This is a genomic window from Bacillus sp. LB7 (genome assembly GCF_030449715.1).
Lineage (GTDB): Bacteria > Bacillota > Bacilli > Bacillales > Bacillaceae > Bacillus > Bacillus paralicheniformis.
Genome location: NZ_JASGCA010000007.1, coordinates 119,675 through 138,726, shown reverse-complemented (window position 1 = coordinate 138,726; position 19,052 = coordinate 119,675). Strand labels below are relative to the sequence as shown.

General features: G+C 47.9%; 6 protein-coding genes and 2 pseudogenes. 7 read left to right on the top strand and 1 reads right to left on the bottom strand.

Going from position 1 to position 19,052, the window contains the following annotated elements; genetic code table 11:
• Positions 1-6 precede the first annotated feature (6 nt).
• Complete coding sequence (locus QMZ64_RS11660; protein ID WP_265626862.1) at positions 7-1,278, top strand: glutamate-5-semialdehyde dehydrogenase; 1,272 nt, start codon at positions 7-9, stop codon at positions 1,276-1,278.
• 201 nt (positions 1,279-1,479) lie between these two features.
• A complete protein-coding gene (locus QMZ64_RS11655) occupies positions 1,480-1,830 on the top strand; it encodes a winged helix-turn-helix transcriptional regulator (RefSeq protein WP_265627803.1) in 351 nt (116 codons plus the stop codon).
• Between the two features lie 35 nt (positions 1,831-1,865).
• Here QMZ64_RS11655 and QMZ64_RS11650 read toward each other — a convergent pair whose 3' ends face one another.
• A complete protein-coding gene (locus tag QMZ64_RS11650) occupies positions 1,866-2,426 on the bottom strand; it encodes an NAD(P)H-dependent oxidoreductase (protein ID WP_265626863.1) in 561 nt (186 codons plus the stop codon).
• Between the two features lie 231 nt (positions 2,427-2,657).
• Here QMZ64_RS11650 and QMZ64_RS11645 point away from each other — a divergent pair, with 231 nt between their 5' ends.
• The 5 genes and pseudogenes from QMZ64_RS11645 to QMZ64_RS11625 all read left to right on the top strand — a co-directional run bounded on the left by QMZ64_RS11645 (position 2,658) and on the right by QMZ64_RS11625 (position 19,051).
• Positions 2,658-3,818 (top strand): acyl-CoA dehydrogenase, encoded by a 1,161-nt coding sequence (locus QMZ64_RS11645; protein ID WP_265626864.1) that lies wholly within the window; start codon positions 2,658-2,660, stop codon positions 3,816-3,818.
• A gap of 32 nt (positions 3,819-3,850) precedes the next feature.
• On the top strand, positions 3,851-5,488 hold the full coding sequence (locus tag QMZ64_RS11640; RefSeq protein WP_265626865.1) for an AMP-binding protein: 1,638 nt from the start codon (positions 3,851-3,853) through the stop codon (positions 5,486-5,488).
• 519 nt (positions 5,489-6,007) lie between these two features.
• A pseudogene (locus QMZ64_RS11635) lies at positions 6,008-13,653 on the top strand (amino acid adenylation domain-containing protein).
• Between the two features lie 17 nt (positions 13,654-13,670).
• A pseudogene (locus QMZ64_RS11630) lies at positions 13,671-17,473 on the top strand (non-ribosomal peptide synthetase).
• Between the two features lie 237 nt (positions 17,474-17,710).
• Positions 17,711-19,051 carry an acetyl-CoA carboxylase biotin carboxylase subunit gene (locus tag QMZ64_RS11625; RefSeq protein ID WP_265626866.1) on the top strand — a complete coding sequence of 447 codons (1,341 nt, stop codon included), beginning with the start codon at positions 17,711-17,713 and terminating at the stop codon, positions 19,049-19,051.
• Position 19,052: the final 1 nt, after the last annotated feature.

The window sequence follows — 19,052 nt, the reverse complement described above, 5'->3', positions numbered from 1 at the left end:
ATTGACATGACTGCGACGAGCGAGAGCATCAAAGCACAAATCGAAGAAAAAGCGATAAAGGCAAAAACGGCCGCAAAATCTTTGCGGCTGACAACTGAACAAGACAAGAATGAGGCGCTTGAAGCACTGGCCGAACACCTGAAACAAAACATGAGCTATATTCTCACTGAAAATGCCAAAGATATTGAAGCGGGACGAAAAAAAGGCTATGATGCAGCCTACATCGACCGCCTGTCGCTCAATGAAGACAGAGTTCTGGATTTTGCCGATGGACTGCTGGAAGTCGCGGAACTGGATGATCCGGTCGGAGAAACGCTATCAAGCTGGACGCTCGACAACGGGCTGAAGGCGGAAAAAGTCAGCGTTCCTCTAGGCGTCATCGGCATGATCTATGAAGCGCGTCCGAACGTGACTGTCGATGCGACCGGGCTCGCTCTAAAATCGGGCAATGCGATCGTTTTGAAAGGCGGCTCTTCCGCCATTCATTCAAATACAGCGATCGTATCGGTCATGCATCAAGCGCTGGAAACGACAGGCATTCCCCGCGATGCCGTCCAATTTATCGAAAGCACGGATCGAAGCGCTACGAAGCAGCTCTTCAAGATGAAAGAGCATATCGATGTACTCATCCCCCGGGGAGGCGGCGCCCTCATTCAGGAAGTCGTTGAGAACGCAACCGTTCCCGTTCTTGAGACGGGAGTCGGAAATTGCCACATCTATATCGACCGGGAAGCAGATCCTGAAAAAGCGATCAATATCATGATCAATGCGAAAACAGACCGCCCCGCCGTCTGCAATGCGCTTGAAACGCTGATCGTTCACGAAAAATGGCTTGAGGAAAACAGCGCAGCGCTTAGCAATGCTTTAAACGAACACGGTATTCAAGTTCACGGGGACGAACAGGCGGTTCAATGGATTCCAGGCGCGATACCAGCGGGGGAAGCCGATTGGCAGAACGAATATTTAAGCCTTGATCTCGCGGTTAAAGTCGCAGGAAGTCTTGAAGAAGCCTGCGATCATATCGAAACATACGGAACAAAACATTCAGAAGCGATTATCACCGAAAATCCGAAAACAGCCAAGGCTTTTCTGAATACCGTTGATGCGGCAGCACTTTATCACAATGCTTCAACCCGGTTCACCGACGGCGGCGCACTCGGCTTCGGCGCGGAAATCGGGATTTCTACACAGAAGCTTCACGCCCGCGGACCTATGGGTCTGAAAGAATTGACCACATGCAAATATATCATGAGAGGCGACGGCCATATCAGAGGATAAATAAAAAAGCCTGCATTGAAACTGCACCTGAATTGTCACCTGACAATCTTGAGGTGCAGTTTTTTTCTTCCGGCTGCATCCGCCGTATCACGGGAAAACATACAGGCGCAGTGGTATTTCTTCAAGCATCCTTTCTTTACATCCTTTTAATCAAATTACATAATGATCTATGATATAGAATTCAGAAGGAGAGTGTACATTATGCAACCCCCAACCGGAAAAACCTGTGTTCCGACCGGCGTGGAACTTAATAACACCGGTTTTGGATATACATTATCATTGATAAGCGGCAAATATAAAATAATCATTCTATATTGGCTGTCTGAACGCGAAGTTATGCGGCATAATGAGCTGAAGCGAAACATCGGCACCATTTCCTTCAAAACGCTGAGCATTATGTTAAAAGAACTGGAGGCAGACGGCCTTATTATACGCAAGGAATTTCCCCAAATTCCCCCAAAGGTGGAGTATTCATTATCTGAACGCGGACGTTCCCTCTTACCTTTGTTCAATATGATGTGTGAGTGGGGAGAGAAAAACAGGCTGGGCTGACAGCCTGTTTCAACCGGAATGATTTCCGGTAAAACTTAAAGATTGTCAATAAAACGCAAATAATCCCGGGCGCTTATCTCCAATTCTCCTGCTCCCGGCCCGGTCGCTTCTTCCTCATTTCCGCCGGGCTCATTTTCCTTGCCGTAAAACGCAAAAAATGAACGATAGTCTGCATGACAATATCGGAATGTCGTTTCAAATGGAACTAATATTTGTTCAAGCGTATAGCGGTACCTTCCGTTTTCACAATAATCTTCTTCTTTAATTCCGGCGGATACACCTAATGCCACTTTACGATTGTTTAATCGATCACCTCCATTTGAACCATAAGCCCATCCGTAAGCCAATACATCATCAAGCCATTTTTTAAGAACAGGCGGACAGTTAAACCAATAGATAGGGAATTGAAAAACAAGATTGCCATGCGCTTCCACCAATTTTTGTTCTTTTTCCGCGTCAATGCTTCCATCCGGATAAACGTCGGACAATTCGTGAACCGTATACCTTTCCGGATATTTTTTGAGCTCCTCTACCCAGCACTTATTGATAACTGATGTTTCTAAACTTGGATGTGCAACGATAACCAGCGTTTTCAAATATTTTCCTCCTCCAGCATGTTTTCATCTTGAGTATAAAGTTCACACTGCGAATTTGTAAGTATGCACTTTTAGTTCAGGTACTTACGTAAAGGTAAGTATCAGTTGGTCATCAAAGGGTGCGATTTTGCATGTCCAAAATCCTCTGGCATGAAAAATGCACTTTTTTAATATAATGTTACAAAGCTCTGCTGCCTAAGGAATTTGACGATCCAAAAAGGGGGTCACTTTATGAATTTTGAACTAACAAGAGAACAGCAAATGGTTCGCGAGCTCGCCAGAGATTTTGCGAAACAGGAAATTGCACCGCATGCCGAACATGTTGACAGGACGGGAGAATTTCCGGTTGAGACATTTAAAAAAATGGGGGAGCTCGGCCTCTTGGGGATTCCGTTTCCGGAAAGCTACGGCGGGTCAGGCGGGGATACGATTTCCTATGCGCTTAGCGTCGAAGAAATCGGCAAAGCGTGCGGGAGCACCGGTCTAAGCTATGCTGCGGCTGTATCGCTCGGGGCTGCACCGATTTATTATTTCGGCACCGAAGAACAAAAACAAGAATATCTCGTGCCGCTTGCGACGGGCCGGGCGCTCGGAGCATTCGGGCTGACCGAACCGAATGCGGGATCAGATGCAGGCGGCACCCGGACAAAAGCCCGCTCGGAAGGGGACAGCTATGTGATCAGCGGTGAGAAATGCTGGATCACCAATGCCGGATATGCCCGGACCGTCATCGTCACCGCCGTCACCGGAAAAGATGACAACGGAAAAAACATCATCTCCGCCATCATCGTTCCGACAGATTCGGAAGGCTTCACCATTAATAGCGAATATGACAAAATGGGTGTCCGTGGCTCCAATACATCACAGCTCATCTTGGACAATGTCCGCGTTCCAAAACAAAATCTGTTGGGAAGCCCGGAAAAAGGGTTTAAACAATTTCTCAATACACTTGACGGGGGCAGAATTTCGATCGCCGCGCTGGCCGTCGGTATCGCTCAAGGCGCATTTGAGGCCGCGCTCGCATACGCACACGAACGAAAACAATTCGGCCGGCCAATCTCCTATTTCCAGGCGATTCAGTTCAAGCTTGCCGACATGGCTATGGAAATTGAGCTTGCCCGCAATATGGTGCTGAAGGCCGCCTGGCTGAAAGATCAAGGCCGGCCGTTTACAAAGGAAGCGGCTTTCGCCAAGCTTTATGCCTCAGAGATGGCATTCAGGACATGCAATCAGTCCATTCAAATACACGGAGGATACGGGTATATGAAAGAGTACGGAGTCGAGCGGATGCTGCGGGATGCAAAATTAATGGAAATCGGTGAAGGAACTTCAGAAATTCAACGGCTCGTCATCGCAAGGCAGCTCGGCATAGGCAAACAAGCGTCAAATTGAAAACGCTTTCTGACCAGAAGGGAGGGACAACGTTGGCAGAGCTGCTCCATTTGACTATCGGAAAATTGTTGGAGAAAACCGCGGCAAACGCACCTGATCATGAGGCTGTCGTCTATCCGGACCGCCGCCTCCGTTATACGTACCGGCAATTTGACCAGTTGTGCAGAAAAGTCGCAAGAGGACTGATGGCGCTCGGTATTGAAAAAGGTGAACATGTCGCAATTTGGGCTTCCAATACTCCGGAATGGCTCACCGCCCAGTTTGCCTCGGCAAAAACGGGCGCGGTGCTTGTCACAGTCAACACGAACTATCAATTATCAGAGCTTGAGTATGTGCTGAAACAGTCAGATGCCACAACTCTCATTTTAATGGAATCATACCGGGGCACTTCTTACATTGATATCCTTTACAAACTGATTCCTGAATTGAAGGAGTCGGAACCGGGCAAGCTCGCATCTGAAAGACTGCCTTTCTTAAAAAATATTATTTTGATGGGAGATAAAAGGCATCCCGGCATGTACCTTTGGGATGACATATTAAAGCTCTCCGGGTCGGTAAGCGAAAAAGCGCTTGATCACAGGATGGAACGACTCAAAGAGCATGATGTCATCAATATGCAATATACATCAGGTACGACAGGCTTTCCGAAAGGCGTAATGCTCACTCATTCCAATTTGGCAAACAACGCGGCAAATATTGCGGAATGCATGAATTTATCGAGAAAAGACAGAATGTGCATCCCCGTACCCTTTTTTCACTGCTTTGGATGCGTGCTGGGGACTCTCGCTTGCGTCACCGCCGGCGCAACGATGGTGCCGGTGCAAGAATTCAATCCAAAAGAAGTGCTTTTCGCCGTTGAAACGGAAAAATGCACGGCGCTTCACGGTGTACCGACCATGTTCATTGCCGAACTGAATGATCAAGATTTTGCATCATATGACTTGTCTTCTTTAAGAACGGGTATCATGGCCGGTTCAAACTGTCCGATTGAAGTTATGAAAAAAGTGATCGATAACATGGGGATGTCTGAAATAACGATTGCATACGGACAGACGGAAGCATCACCGGTCATTACCCAGACGAGGGTCAACGATTCGCTCAAAAGAAGGGTCGAAACCGTAGGGCGCGCCTTGCCGAACGTTGAAGTCAAAATAACTGAACCGGGCACAAACCAGGAGGTTGCAAGAGGCGTTCAAGGCGAGCTGTGCACACGCGGCTACCATGTCATGAAAGGCTATTACAAAAATTCTGAGGACACGGCAGCGGTGATCGATGAGGACGGATTTTTGCATACAGGTGATTTAGCCGTAATGGATGAAGAAGGCTACTGCCGGATTACCGGGAGATTAAAAGACATGATCATCCGAGGCGGAGAAAACATATACCCGAGGGAAATAGAAGAGTTTTTATACAAGCATCCCAACATTCTCGACGTCCAAATTGTCGGAGTGCCTGACGAAACATTCGGTGAAGAGGTGTCGGCCTGGATCAAACTGAAAAGCGGAGCATCCATGACAGCTGACGAATTAAAAGAATACTGCAAAGGTAAAATCGCCCGTTATAAGATTCCGCGCTATATCGCATTTGTCGAAGAGTTCCCGATGACGGCATCAGGAAAAGTGCAGAAATTCAAATTAAGGGAGCAGGCGCTTGAGCATTTTCAATTGTAATTTTCTCTTGCAAGTGCGACGAACTAAAATGAGGGACTCTTTTGTTTAACGGATCATCCGCACATGTAAACGGCTGCCGTGTAGCCTAAAGCTTTTAAAAGTGAAGCAAAACTGTATCTTGATTGGTTAAGGTACAGTTTTTTTATGAGGTTTTTTAAAAACACGTGAGACGATATTTTTCACAAATAAACAATGACAATTTATTTCCATTTCGCTCAGAGTGCGTTGAATTTCAGCACTGTTTTTTGAATAAAATGGTATAAAAATCCTGATATTCCCTCCATTTATTCATTCTATTTTGAGCTTTTCATATGTGATGAGCAGTAAAGACAAGAATTTTGCAGATGAGATCAAATAACCATTTTCTAAAAAATTATTGAATTTATTGTAAACATTGTTGTATTTTATCGAATTTGTATTACAATGATTCTCATACGTCTAATTTATCCATATATTGTCATATAACCTGTAATTATTTTACTTTTTTTATTCTCTTATATTTGAAATGGAGGGGTTCCATTGAACACAACCTACACTTTGACCCATGCTCAAAGGAGAGTATGGTTTACCGAGCTGCTCGATCCGGGAACAAGTATCTGCAATCTTGCAGCCTGTGTCAAATTCAGGGGCGCTATCGACCTTGATGTGCTGCGGCGGGCTTTGGACTTTTCAGTTTCCCGGCATGATTCACTTCATTTTCAGCTGACAGAAGGGAAAGGGGAAGAGCCTGATCTTTATCTTGCTGAACATCGCCCGCTTTCCATAGAGACAATTGATTTGACAAAGGCCGGCAAGTCCGAACGGAATAAGTGGATTGACGATCAGACTTCGATTCCGTTTAAGCTGTTTCATTCACCGCTTTATCAATTTACCCTGCTGGCGATTTCGAGCGAAGAAGTTTGGCTCTATGCAAAATTCCACCATATCATAATGGACGGTATTTCTCTTAATCTGCTAGGCAATCAGCTGATTGAGATGTATCAAAAAATGATTCGGAATGAACCCTTACCTCAACATCATGAACCTTCCTATCTCACCTATATCGAAAAAGAGAAGCAATACTTGCAATCTCCCCGGTTGGAAAAAGACCGCTTATTTTGGACAAACACTTACCACACCATTCCAGAACATTTCCCACTTACAGAAAAAGCCTTGCCTCAACAACAAAGCACCGCCGCTATAAGAGAAACCCTGACTCTTTCACATCCTTTGGCAGAATCAATCCGACACTTTTGCGAAAAGCATCAAATCAGCATTCTTTCTCTGTTTATGGCTTCGTTTTACATATGCATCAGCAGGCTGACATCCAGCAAGGATATTGTGATTGGAACCTATTACGGAAACCGCGCCTCAGGCTGGAAAAAGACATGCTCGGTATGTTTGTGAGCACACTGCCAATCAGAATGGAAGTTGATCCTGATTGTGATGTTCTTTCCTTTGTCACAAGCATCGGAAAAGAACAGCTGTCAGTCATGCGTCATCAAAAATATCCCTACAATCTGCTAATGAACGAATTAAGGCATCAGCATGGTGATCTGGCAAAATTTAATCATCACGTCCATACAGTATCAGCCGCTTCAATGGCAACAAGCGGATGGCTTTGAATATGAAACGGCCATGTACTTCAGCGGGCGCACTGCAAATCAGCTGTCTGTTTCAATTAAAGAGCGCCTTGATACCGGTATCATACAGTTAAATTTTGATTATCAAACCGCTATGTTTACTGAACATGACATCAAACGGATTCAATCCCATCTTTTAACCGTTTTGGAGAAGGCGCTTGAGAAGCCGGATCAGCCGATTAAAAACATCGATATGGTAGAGTCCAACGAAAAGGAACGGATTTTGTCTGTTTTTAACGAAACAGATTCCGTCAAACCTTTAGCGCCGACGCTGCATGGTTTTTTCACCCGCCGCGCGGCTCTGTCGCCGAACATGCCGGCGCTTCGTTTTTCCGGCGGTATCTTAACGTACCGAGAGCTTGATCAGTATACCAATCAACTCGCTGTCCGGTTGAGGAAAAAAGGCGTGGCCAAAGAAAGTGTCGTCGGCGTGCTCGCCGACCGTTCACCGGAGATGGTGATCGCGGTGCTGGCTGTTTTGAAAGCCGGCGGCGCTTACGTGCCGCTTGATCCAGACTATCCTGAAGAACGGCTCAGATATATGCTCGCTGACAGCGGCGCCCAGCTTCTCGTCACAGGGCCGGGTTTGTCCGTCTCCGGATTTTCCGGGGAAACGCTTGAAGTCAACCTGTCGTCGTTTCAAGCGGAGACAGCGGAGACCGAACCGGTTTGCGTTCATACGGATGGCGGCTCACTCGCCTATGTCATCTATACATCCGGTTCAACCGGGACACCGAAGGGCGTCGCGGTTGAGCACCGACAGGCTGACGCCTTTTTGTCCGGGATGCAGCGCCAGTTCCCATTAACTGAAGATGATGTCATCGTGCTGAAGTCATCGTTTTCATTTGATGCTTCGATCTGGCAATTGTTTTGGTGGATGATTCCCGGCGCCTCCATGTATTTGCTTCCGCCGGGCTGGGAAAAGGATCCCGCTTTGATGACAGAAGCTTTCGTCAATGAAGGGGTGACAACGGCACATTTTATCCCGGCGATGGCCAACTGCTTTTTAGACCAGGTCGAGATGGAAACAGAGGAGAGAAGGACAAGCCTTGCGAAAACCTTGAAACGCGTATTCGCCGGAGGTGAAGCGCTCACTCCCCAGACAGCCGCCCGGTTTGCCCGGTCTTTGCCGGAAACTGCGGTCATTCACGGGTACGGGCCGACAGAAGCTACAGTGGATGCCGCATTTTTTCGGTACGACCACGAAAAAGACAGGGACCGGATGCGGCTTCCGATCGGAAAACCTGTACCGGGAGCCCGACTTTATATTTTGGACAGTGAGAAAGCCGTCCAGCCCATAGGAGTGGCCGGAGAACTGTATATCGCAGGCGCGGGTGTCGCGAGGGGCTACTTGAATCGGCCGGAACTGACAGAAGAACGGTTTCTTGATGACCCCTTTTATCGAGGGGAACGCATGTATCAAACGGGCGATCTGGCGAGATGGCTCCCGGACGGCACCGTTGAATGGCTAGGCCGCATGGACGGCCAAGTGAAAATCCGCGGCTACCGAATCGAACCGGGAGAAGTCGAAGCGGCGCTTCGCCAGATCGACGGCGTACGGGAAGCGGCGGTTGTCGCCCGGACTGAAGGGGGGGAGACCGAGCTTTACGCCTATATTGAAGGTCAGGATCAACAGACCGTAAGGACAGAACTGACCAAACGCCTGCCGGCCTACATGATGCCTTCGTCCTTCATCGAGATGCGTGAGTGGCCTGTTACACCGAGCGGAAAGCTTGACCGCAAGGCGCTGCCCGCACCTCTTGAAGCGGCTGAGCGCAGCGCTTACACCGCGCCGCGAACCATCACGGAAATGAAGCTCGCCAAGCTTTGGGAAGAGGTGCTGAAATACGGCCCTGTCGGCACTGACGATCACTTTTTCGAACGGGGCGGCCACTCGCTGAAGGCAACTGCACTCGTCTCCCGCATTGCCAAAGCGTTTGGCGTGCAGGTGCCGCTGAAGGAGATTTTCGCCAAGCCGACATTGAAAGAGTTCGCAGCCGTGATTCAGGAATTGGATGAAAGCTCTTATGCAGCGATTGAACCGGCGGAAAAACAAGACACCTACCCGGTGTCCTCAGCGCAAAAGCGGATGTATGTGCTCCAGCAGCTTGACGAAGACAGCACAGGCTACAATATGCCGGCAGCGCTCGAGTTGACAGGACCGCTCGACCGCGCCCGGCTTGATGAGGTTTTCAGGCAGCTGAACCGCCGCCACGAATCGCTCAGGACGTCGTTTGAAACCGGGGCAGACGGCGAGCCTGTCCAGTGCATCCATGACAAAGTTCCATTCCAGCTGACAGAGGAGGCATCAACAGAACACTTTGTCCGTCCGTTCCAGCTCCAAGAAGCGCCGCTTTTCCGTGCCGCTCTTGTGCAGGAGGCGGAGGAGCGCCACTTGTTATTGGTGGACATGCATCACATTATTTCCGACGGGGTGTCTGTGAACACGCTCATCCGCGAGTTTTGTGAGCTGTATGCAAACCGGACTCTTGCCCCGCTGCGGATTCAATATAAAGACTATGCCGTCTGGCAGCGGTCTGGCTGAAGCGTCTTGACGGAGAGCTGCCGGTGCTTGAGCTTCCGACGGACAACGCCCGCCCGGCGGTGCGCCGCTTTGGCGGGGAACATGTGTCTTTTTCACTTGATGAGGACACTTCAGCCGGCCTTTACAAGATCGCCCGCGACAACGGCTGCACCCTGTATATGGTTCTTCTCGCCGCATACAGCACGCTTCTTGCCCGGCTCAGCGGACAGGAGGATATCATCATCGGTTCGCCGATCGCCGGAAGGCCGCACAAAGACTTAGAGCCTGTTATCGGCATGTTTGTCAACACATTGGCGATCAGAACGCAGCCGGCCGAAAACAAATATTTCAGCGATTTCTTAAGAGAGGTCCGCGAAACGGCGCTTGAGGCGTACGAACATCAGGATTATCCGTTTGAAGAGCTTGTCGACCGACTCGATGTCGTCCGTGATATGAGCCGCAATCCGCTGTTTGACGTTATGCTTGTCGTACAAAATATGGATCGCCAAGAACTTTTCCTGAATGGACTGCATATTCAGCCTGCCGATATGCCTCAGACTGGGGCGAAGTTTGATCTGACGCTGCAAGTTTCAGAAGGGGATGAACGCATACATTTTCGGTTTGAATATGCATCATCTTTATTTAAACAAGATACGATTGAACGCTGGGCATCACATTTCACGACAATGCTTGAGCACATTGTCCATGCGCCGCAGACAGCATTACATGACATCAGCATGCTGACAGCTAAAGAACAAAAGCTGCTGAAGACAAACTTCAACAGAATGCCGGAACAACACCGCCCTAACATAACCGTTCACGAATTATTTGCCCGCCAGGCGGAAAAATCGCCAAGTGCAACTGCACTCATCACTCGGGAAGGTGTGCTCACTTATCAAGAATTAGACGAATGGTCCAACAAAATAGCGAGAACATTGCAAAATCAAGGGATTGGTCCGGATCTCACTGTAGGTATTATGATTCCTAAATCAACAGGCTTGATCGCAGCGGTTCTCGGAACCTGGAAAGCGGGGGGCGCCTATGTCCCAATTGATCTTGAATATCCGGATGAGCGTAAACAATATGTATTAGCCGACAGCGGAGCAAAACTGCTGATCACCGATAAAACGGCAATTCATCAAGTACCTAATCGTTTTAAAGGCGAAGTGCTTCTGATTTAAGATGTACAGGAACAGGACACCTCACCTATTCTAACTGCTTCCGGGCCGGATCATTTGGCATATATCATATATACATCAGGTACGACGGGCAAGCCAAAAGGCGTCATGGTGGAACACAGAGGAGTCGCTTATACAGTTCAGTGGCGCAGTGCTTTTTATGAATTTCATGATCATGATATCGTACTTCAGCTTTCCTCATTTTCTTTTGACGCATTTGTAACAAGTATGTTTGCACCGCTTATATCAGGAGTGCAAACCGTTATCCCGGCTGAGGAAGAAGCGAAAGACATTCTCGCTATTAAACAATATCTGGCCGATTACGGCATTACGCATATGAATCTCGTTCCGATTCTATACCGGACACTGCTTGACGTATTGCAGCCGGAAGATGGACAAACACTGCGACTTGTCACATTAGGAGGCGAAGCGATTGAACCGAATTTGCTGGAGCGCAGTTTCTTGCTCCGCCCTGACATAGAGATTTCCAATGAATACGGACCGACAGAAAGCAGCATCACGGCCACTGCGGCCAGAAGATTAAAACGTCAGGAAAACGTCACGATCGGACGGCCGATCGGTTATACAAATGTTTATATTTTAAAAGGAGATCACTTGCAGCCTATCGGTGTCACCGGAGAACTTTGCATTACAGGACCGGGACTTGCAAGAGGATATATCAATCTTCCTGAGCAAACGACAAAAGCCTTCGTTCAAGATCCGTTTCATCCGGATCAGCGCATGTATCGGACGGGGGATTTGGCGAAATGGCTGCCGGACGGCACATTGCAGTATGTCGGCAGGATGGATGAACAAGTCAAAATCAGAGGCCACCGGATAGAGATTAAAGAAGTTGAAGCGGCACTCTCCGGCCTTGCCGTAGTAAAAGAAGCGGCAGTGGTGGATTCTGTTACCGCAGCAGGTCATAAGGAACTGTGCGCTTATATCGTTGTTGAAGACGGCGCAGATTGCGGCATAGTGCGCAAAGCTTTGGCCAAAAAAGTGCCGTCTTACATGGTACCGGCGTTTTTCCAAACGCTTGATGCATTGCCTACCATGCCAAACGGGAAGCTGAATAAGCCTGCACTTGCAAAGATCCCGCCCAAGGGAGAGACTAGGCAAACATTTACGGCTCCGGCCAATGATATTGAAAAAGAATTGGCTGCCATCTGGCGCGGGGTGCTCGGTGTGGACAAGATCGGAACTGATGAATCATTTTTTGAGCTTGGCGGGGATTCCATTAAGGCATTGCAAGTCTCTGCGAGATTGCATCAATCAGGAAAGCAATTGGCCGTAAAAGATATCTTCAGCCATCCGACAATCCAAGAATTGGCGCCATATGTCCGTTTATCACAACAACCGATCAGCCAAGCATCTGTAGAAGGCGAGATTACATGGTCACCGGTGCAAAAATGGTTCCTGTCTCAAGATATAAAAGAAGCCCACCATTTTAATCAGTCGGTTATGCTGCATCGGTCAAATCCGTTAGATGAAGATGCATTGAAGAAAACGCTAAAAGCGATAACCGTCCATCACGATGCACTCAGGCTAATATGCGCCAAAGATGAACAAGGGAACTTGCGCCTTTACAATCGTCCAGCGAACATCGGGGAGGACCAGCTTTACAACCTGCGACTCTTCAATCTGACCGGCGAGCCAAAAGATCATGAACACATCATCAAACACCAAGTTCGCAAGCTGCAAAAAGCAATGGACTTGGAAAACGGGCCGCTGGTGCAAGCCGGGCTTTTCCGCTCAAGTGAAGGAGATGACTTGTTTCTTGCTATCCATCACTTGGCCGTCGACGGCATATCATGGCGGATTATCCTGGAAGACTTGGCATCCGGCTATGAGCAGGCGATTCGCGGAGATGACATAGCACTCCCGCCAAAAACCGCATCATTCCAGACATATACCGAGCAATTAGCCAAGTATGCAGAAAGCCGGCGGTTATTACAGCAAGCAGACTATTGGCGCACCATCGAACAACATGAAACAGTTGCACTGCCAAAAGAGCAGACACATATCGGCAAATCCGCTTTGAAAAAACGTAACACCGTATCATTTACTTTAGCTCAACAAGAAACAGACGCGATCCTAAAAGATGTGCACAATGCTTACAATACGGATACCCAAGACCTGCTATTGGCGTCAGCGGTACTCGCTATATGGCAATGGGTGCCGCAAAAGGCGCTAAAAATCGCGCTTGAAGGGCACGGCCGTCAATCTGAGGCGGCAGATCACGATATCAGCCGAACCGTAGGATGGTTTACTTCCATATATCCAGTATTGCTTCAACTTGAACCCAATACATGGGATGACCATCATGAAGAATATATGATCCGCACATTAAAAACAACAAAAGACACGTTGAGACGGATACCTGATAAAGGATTTGGATACGGTGTTCTCAAATATATGACACCGCCTGAAAAAGCAAAGATCGAATTCGGTAAAGCACCCGATATCACCTTTAACTATTTAGGACAATTTGAAATCGGAAACCGTGCGCAAACCGAAACAGAACAGCTTGATGCATTTACATTTTCTCCTTTGGGAGGCGGCGAGGATATCACCGGCACTTGGAAGCGTGAACAGTCGCTGGACATCAGCGCACTCGTAGCCGAAGGCAAACTGACCGTTAACATGACATATGAAACAGGTCGTTTTCAAAAAGAAACCATTGAGCGGCTTTCCCAAGATTGCCAGTACTATCTCAGAAAGCTGATGAACCATTGCCTCGGCAAAACTGAAACAGAGAAGACAGTCAGCGACTTTGATGATCGCGAGCTGACCGAGGAAGCTTTTAAAAATATCACCGACTTACTCGGATTTCATTAAACGAGCGGAGGGAAACAATGGATCATACACAAAAAATCCAAAACATTTATCCTTTAAGCCACATGCAGGAAGGAATGCTTTTTCATTCTTTCCTGCAAGACGAAGGAACCGCATATATTGAACAGTCCGTCTTCACAATAAGGGGTCAGCTCCATTTAGACTGGTTCCAACAAAGTGTCCAATCGATCATCGACCGCCACGATATTTTCAGAACGGTTTTTTTGCCTCATGTTGCCGGGCTGAAAGAGCCGCGCCAGGTCGTTTTACGCGATCGATCCTTTCAGTTGCATGCTGAAGACTTGACTGAAATGCCGGAGACTGATCAAACCGCATATGTCAACCAGTTTAAAGAGCGGGACCGGCGGAAAGGCTTCAATCTGCAAAAAGATATGCTGATGCGGATTTCTCTGTTCAAAACGGCGCCGGAAAAACACGTGTGTGGATGGAGCCATCACCACATCTTAATGGACGGCTGGTGTCTCGGGATCGTGCTGCAAGAATTTATGCAGTTGTACGAATCCATCTATACGGGTGAATCTGTGCCTTTAGATCCTGTTCAGCCATACAGCGCATAATTGCCTGGTTGTATGATCAGGACAAAGACAAAGCCAAGGAATATTGGAAGAACTACTTGACAGACTTCAATGCGCCAACAGGTCTTCCGAAAGTGTCTGCAAAACCTGTGGAAAAGGGATATCGGCAAAAAGAGCTGATGTTTTCATTAGATCGAAAGTTGACGGCGAGACTCAAAACAATCGCCAAACAGCATGGAGCCACACTCGCCACGCTCATCCAAACCGTGTGGGGCTTAATGCTTCAGCGCTATAACCGGACAGATGATGTCGTCTTCGGCTCTGTCGTTTCCGGCCGTCCTTCCGTGATTCCGGGCGTTGAGAAGATCATCGGTTTATTTATCAATACTGTGCCGGTGCGAATCAAGACCGAGAGCGAAAATGAAACCTTTTCAGAGCTGCTTCGCCGCTCCCAAAAAGAAAGGCTCGCTCAAGACATGTTCAGCTTTTATCCATTGGCTGACATTCAGTCGCATATCGCTTTCAAACAGAATGCTATTGACCATATTTTCGTTTTTGAAAACTACCCTTTGCAGCAAATGCAAGACTCGGCAAACCGTGCCAAATCACCGCTTCAGATCGAAAATGTAAAATTGTCGGAGCAGTCAGGCTACAACTTCAACTTCATGATTGCGCCGGATGATGAACTCGTCATCAAGTTCATCTACAATGCAAACGTTTATGATGAATCATGGATTGACTGTGTGAGGGGCCACCTGCTGGAAGCCCTGCGAAGAGCGGCGGAGGACACCGATATCCCCGCCTCCAGGCTGCCGATGATCGCGCCTGACGAAAAAGCCCGGATCATCGGGGAATTCAACGATACGAAAACGGATTACGATACGAACAAAACAATCGCCGACTTGTTTTCCAATCAAGTAGAGAAAACGCCGGATCATATCGCACTACATGCCGGCGGCTTGACGATGACATACCGGGAGCTGGATCAAACATCCACTGCATGGGCCCGCATCTTCCAAGAACAAGGCTTAAAGAAAAACGGAATTGCCGGCATTTTAGCAGAGCATTCACCTGAATTCATCATCGGAGTTCTTGCCGTTTTGAAAGCGGGCGGCGCCTATCTCCCGCTCGATGCCGAACTGCCGCCTGAACGGATCAGCTATATGCTGAAAGAAAGCGGAGCGGACGTATTGGCCGTTCAGAAAGGACTCAAGACGGACATTGATTTTCCGAAAAAAGTGTTGATATCCAAGGAAACGCAATTGGCACCTGTCGGCGATATAAACATAAATACGCGTCCGGATGATCTGGCTTATATCATGTATACGTCAGGTTCGACAGGCAAACCAAAGGGCGTAATGATTTCGCACCGCAATGTCGTATCACTGATCTCAAACAGCAATTACACATCAGCCGATACAAATGACCGATTAATCTTAACCGGTTCACTCGGCTTTGACGCCATCACATTTGAAATATTCGGAGCGCTCCTGAAAGGAGCATGTCTTCATGTGATTGACCGCTCGACGATGTTGACTCCTGCCCGTTTTGGCAGCTATTTGCTTCACCATGATATCACAGTGCTGTTTTTAACAACGGCTCTCTTTAACCAGCTGGCACAAGCCCAGCTGGACATGTTTTCAGGACTCTCCACTTTATATGTCGGCGGGGAAGCTTTGACGCCTGCACTGATGAATACGGTCAGACATCGGTGCCCAAACCTGAAGCTTTATAACATATATGGTCCGACGGAAAATACAACATTCTCTACATTTTATGAAGTCAAGCAAGATTTTTCACAAGCGATTCCTATCGGAAAACCGATCAGCAATTCAAATGCCTTTATTGTTGACGAGAGCGGTCAGCTCGCACCGATCGGCGTTCCCGGCGAACTTTGCGTCGGGGGCGATGGGGTTGCAAAAGGATATTTGCACAGACCTGATTTGACAAGTGAAGCATTTGTAGAGCATCCGTTTCAACCAGGTGAAAAAATGTACAAAACCGGCGATCTGGCGCGCTGGCTGCCAGACGGCAACTTAGAATATATCAGCCGGATGGACCGGCAAATCAAAATTCGCGGCAAGCGAACAGAACCGGCTGAAATAGAAGCGCGGCTCATCGAGATTGAAGGCGTTCAAGAAGCAGCTGTCATCATTAAAGAAAAAAACGAAGAAGCGTTCCTTATCGCATACTATGTAAGCGATGATCAAACAGAGGAAAAAACGATCCGTTCATTACTATCAAGGCAGCTTCCCGACTATATGATTCCTCATGATTGGGTTAAACTGGACCGCATGCCTCTTTCGACAAACGGCAAAATCGACCGCCGCGCGCTGCCTGCACCTGAGCAAAAAACGACTTTGAAACAGATCGTGCCGCCAAGAAACTGGGTCGAAAAAGAACTGATTGACATATGGAAACCTATCCTTGGTGTGAAGGAGCTCGGTATTGAAGATGACTTTTTTGAACTTGGCGGTCATTCGCTAAAGGCTCTTCAAGTCATTCACCAGCTGAAAAACAGCCAGGGGATCGATATTCCGATTGAATTATTATTCGAGAATCCGACAATTGAACAAATGGCTGATAAGCTGTTTTCACATGAGCTGCGCGCCTCGGCCGTACAGCATGTCAGCAGACTGAATCCGCCGACCGGAGTGAACCTTTTCTGCTTTCCTCCCATTTCGGGCTTCGGGATATTTTATAAAGATCTCGCTGCCAAGCTAAACGGCATAGCGACCGTGTACGGATTTAACTTTATTGAAGAAGACAGCCGTATGGAACATTACGTCAACAACATCATCAAAAAACAGCCTCGGGGCCCTTATATCCTGCTGGGATATTCAGCGGTGGGCAACACGGCTTTTGAGATTGTCAAAGAAATGGAAAATCGCGGTTTGGAGGTCAGCGATCTCATTATTGTCGATGCGTATCAAAAGAAACAAGCATTGCCGCCTCAGCCAAGCAGCGCCTCGGCAGAAAATGTTCCCGCTCACCTAAGGGAAGCAGTCATCAAAAAGACGGCAAACTATCAAAAGTATTGGGCGCAATTAATCAATAGCGGCCAAATCAACGCAAACATCCACTTTATTGAAGCCGGCATTCAGACGGAGCAAATCGACAGATTCATATTGCAAAAATGGGCTGACGCCACAACAAGAAACTATCAAGAGTATAAAGGAGCCGGGCCGCATCAGGATATGTTCGAAACTGCCTTTCTGTCAAAAAACGCCGAGATCATTCAACATATCCTCACAAACAGCGGCAAACATGCAGAGCATTCCCGGTAAAAGCCGTCCAAACACAACAGGCCTGAGCCAAAACATTAAGAGTTCTAAAGCGATTTCTTCAGCTTTAGGACTTTTTTCTTTCAAATCATCATAAGCTGTAAAGAACAGACAAGACCCGGCTGAACCTATGGCAGGAAACAGGATAAGCTACTTCACTTTCAAATTCGCACAATGAATAAATGAAGACGCTTTCAAATTCCATTTCAGACACTTTTGAATATGAAAGGGGGCATTTTTTTGTTTCAAAAATTGCTTATCGCCAATCGCGGCGAAATCGCACTTCGGATCATTCGAACTTGTAAACGGCTCGGGATTCAGACAACTGCCGTCTACTCTGAAGCGGATGCGGAGTCCCTGCATGTTAAAGCTGCAGATGAAGCCTGGCTGATCGGCAAACCGCGGGTCAGTGAAAGCTATTTAAATATCGAAAAAATCATCGAAACCGCTAAAAAAGCGGGGGTCTGTGCCATCCATCCGGGATACGGCCTGCTTTCCGAGAACAGCCGTTTTGCTGAAAGATGCCTGCAGGAAAATATCACGTTTATCGGTCCGCCGCCTGATGTGATCGCCAAAATGGGAAGCAAAATTGAAGCGAGACAAGCGATGGAACAAGCCGGGATTCCCGTCGTTCCCGGCGTGACAAAAAGCTTGGCCGGTCTGAATGAAGCCAAGGCTCTTGCCGAATCCATCGGCTATCCCGTGATGCTCAAAGCTTCTTTAGGAGGCGGAGGCATCGGAATGCAACTGATCCGCAATGAAAGCGAATTAGCAAAAGCATATGAAGGCAGCCAAAAACGAGCCGCGGATTTTTTCGGAGACGGGGCTATGTACATTGAGAAATATATCGAAGATGCAAGACATATCGAGATTCAGATTTTAACAGACGAATACGGAAATGCCGTCTACCTTTGGGAACGGGACTGTTCGATTCAGAGACGCCAGCAAAAAATCATCGAAGAAGCACCTGCTCCGTTATTCGATGAAAACATGCGCGCGAAGCTCGGTGAAGCGGCCGTGAAAGCCGCGCTGTCGATCGGCTATGCCAACGCCGGGACAATCGAGTTTTTAGTAGACAGCAAGAATCATTTTTATTTTCTGGAGATGAATACCCGCCTGCAGGTCGAACACCCGGTGACAGAGGAAATTACAGGGCTCGACATTGTCGAAGAACAGCTCAATATCGCAGCAGGCAAAGCGCTTCCGTATAAGCAAAAAGACATTCGGCGGGACGGACATGCGATCGAAGTCAGAATCTGTGCCGAAGATCCGAAAACATTTTTCCCTTCGCCGGGACGGATCACTGACCTTAAGCTGCCTGAGCACCCGAATGTCCGTCATGAATGCGCAGCAGCCCCAGGTATGAACATTACCCCGTATTACGATCCGATGATCGCCAAGATGATCGTCAAAGGAAATAGCAGAGATGAAGCTATCCGCACATTGGCCGAAGCGCTCTCACAATATCAAGTGAAAGGCATTAAAACAAACATTCCGCTGCTTGAAGACATCGTACGTTCTGACGAATTCCGAAAAGGCGGGGTCCACACCGATTTTATCAGTCGCTATCACTCAAAATGAA

What these genes read in the sequence shown, in the direction of transcription:
- QMZ64_RS11660 (WP_265626862.1), top strand. Translation starts at nt 7, where the DNA reads ATGACTGCGACGAGCGAGAGCATCAAAGCACAAATCGAAGAAAAAGCG.
- QMZ64_RS11655 (WP_265627803.1), top strand. Translation starts at nt 1,480, where the DNA reads ATGCAACCCCCAACCGGAAAAACCTGTGTTCCGACCGGCGTGGAACTT.
- QMZ64_RS11645 (WP_265626864.1), top strand. Translation starts at nt 2,658, where the DNA reads ATGAATTTTGAACTAACAAGAGAACAGCAAATGGTTCGCGAGCTCGCC.